Raw genomic sequence first — 1,029 nt, 5'->3', positions numbered from 1 at the left:
AAGACCGTCTACGACGGCCAGGAACGCCCCACCGCATCGATCGCCTACCACCTGGGCACTGAACTGCGCCGCACCACCACCGCCTACCCGGGCAGTGAACGCACCGAGGTCACCCCGCCGTTCGGCGGCAAGACCGCCACCGTCACCGACGTGTTCGGCCGCGCCGTCAAGGTCGAGGAATGGTCGAACGCCAGCCAGCATGCCGACACCACCTACGGCTACGACCTGCGCGGCAACCTGACCACGATGACGGACGCCAACGGCAACGTCCGCACCTACACCTATGACTGGCTGGACCGCCGCACCGCCGCCGCCGACCCCGACGCCGGCACCTCCAGCTACGGCTTCGACCTGGCCGGCCGGCAAATCTGGAGCACCGACGGCAACGGCCAGAAGATCTCCAACATCTACGACGATCTGGGCCGCCGCACCAGCCAGTGGGCCGGCGAGATCGGCACCGGCACCAAGCTCGCCGAGTGGACCTACGACTCCGTCGCCAAGGGCCAACCGACTGCGGCCACCCGTTTCACGGCGGGGCATGCCTACACCCAGGCCGTCACCGGCTACGACAGCGACTACCGGCCCACCGCCAACACCGTCACCATCCCCGCCACCGAGGATGCGCTGGCCGGCACCTACACCTTCACCAGCAGCTACGACGCGGCCGGGAACCTGCGCCAGCAGGGCTTACCCGCCGCCGGAGGGCTGGCCGCCGAGACGCTCACCCACACCTACACCGACCTCGGCTTCGCCAAGGCCACCACCTCCGACCTGGGTGGCTTCACCTACGTCCACGACACCACGTTCACCCTGACGGGCAAGCTCGAAAGCCGCTCCCTGGGGGCGGGCGGACAGGTCAAGCGGGTCCTGGAACGCGACCCGGCCACCGACTGGCTCTCGCGGGTCACCACGCAGACGAAGGCTGACACCTCCAGCCCGGACACCGTCCAGGATGATCGGTACGGCTACAACATCGCCGGCAACATCACCCGCGTCCTGGACGCCGCCTCCGCCACCGGCGGCAGCGAC

At 69.3% G+C, this 1,029-nt stretch carries 1 protein-coding gene; it reads left to right on the top strand.

What is annotated here, in order from left to right; genetic code table 11:
* Positions 1 to 1,029 (top strand): RHS repeat domain-containing protein (locus AB0K05_RS44430; RefSeq protein WP_364237893.1); only part of this gene is annotated, 1,029 nt, incomplete at both ends.

Source organism: Nonomuraea sp. NPDC049486 (assembly GCF_040676925.1).
GTDB classification, from domain to species: Bacteria; Actinomycetota; Actinomycetes; order Streptosporangiales; family Streptosporangiaceae; genus Nonomuraea; species Nonomuraea ferruginea.
This window is presented reverse-complemented; position numbering and strand designations above follow the sequence as displayed.